A 1,142-nucleotide genomic window follows, 5' to 3' on the forward strand; every position below is an offset into this window, starting at 1 on the left:
CGTACAAAACCGCACGTGAACGTTGGCACCATCGGCCACGTTGACCACGGTAAAACCACGCTGACCGCAGCGATCACCAAAGTTCTCGCAGAGAGCGGCGGCGCATCGTTCCAGGACTACAGCATGATCGATAAGGCGCCGGAAGAGAAAGCTCGTGGTATCACGATCTCGACCGCGCACGTCGAATACGAAACGGCGAACCGCCACTATGCGCACGTCGACTGCCCGGGCCACGCTGACTATGTTAAAAACATGATCACCGGTGCGGCACAGATGGACGGCGGCATCCTGGTTGTTTCGGCAGCAGACGGCCCGATGCCGCAGACCCGCGAGCACATCCTGCTTGCCCGTCAGGTTGGCGTTCCGGCCCTCGTCGTGTTCATGAACAAGGTTGACCAGGTCGATGACGAGGAACTCCTCGAGCTCGTCGAAATGGAAATCCGTGAACTTCTGTCGTCCTACGACTTCCCGGGCGACGACATTCCGATCGTTAAAGGTTCGGCTCTTGCTGCCCTTGAAGGTCGTGATGACGCGATTGGCAAAGAAGCGATCCTGAAACTGATGGAAGCTGTTGACAGCTACATCCCGGCACCGGAACGTCCGAAAGACCGTCCGTTCCTGATGCCGATCGAGGACGTGTTCTCGATCTCGGGTCGTGGTACCGTTGTGACCGGCCGTGTTGAAACCGGTATCGTCAAGGTTGGTGAAGAAGTCGAAATCGTCGGTATCAAAGACACCGTCAAAACGATCGTCACCGGCGTTGAAATGTTCCGCAAGCTGCTCGATCAGGGTGAAGCTGGCGACAATATCGGCGCGCTGCTGCGCGGCACCAAACGTGAAGACGTCGAGCGTGGCCAGGTTCTGGCACATGTCGGCTCGATCAAGCCGCACACCAAGTTCACTGCAGAAGCTTACATCCTGACCAAGGATGAAGGTGGCCGTCACACGCCGTTCTTCTCGAACTACCGTCCGCAGTTCTACTTCCGTACCACTGACGTCACCGGCTCGATCGAGCTGCCGGCAGGCACGGAAATGGTTATGCCGGGCGACAACGTCCAGATGACCGCGACCCTCATTGCACCGATCGCAATGGACGAAGGTCTGCGTTTCGCAATCCGTGAAGGCGGTCGTACCGTCGGCGC

At 58.1% G+C, this 1,142-nt stretch carries 1 protein-coding gene; it reads left to right on the forward strand.

Annotation, left to right across the window (positions count from 1 at the left end):
* A partial coding sequence (gene tuf / locus TH5_RS25135) for an elongation factor Tu (protein WP_114124141.1) occupies positions 1–1,142 on the forward strand: 1,142 nt, incomplete at both ends.

The organism is Thalassospira xianhensis MCCC 1A02616, assembly GCF_003326475.1.
GTDB lineage: Bacteria > Pseudomonadota > Alphaproteobacteria > Rhodospirillales > Thalassospiraceae > Thalassospira > Thalassospira xianhensis.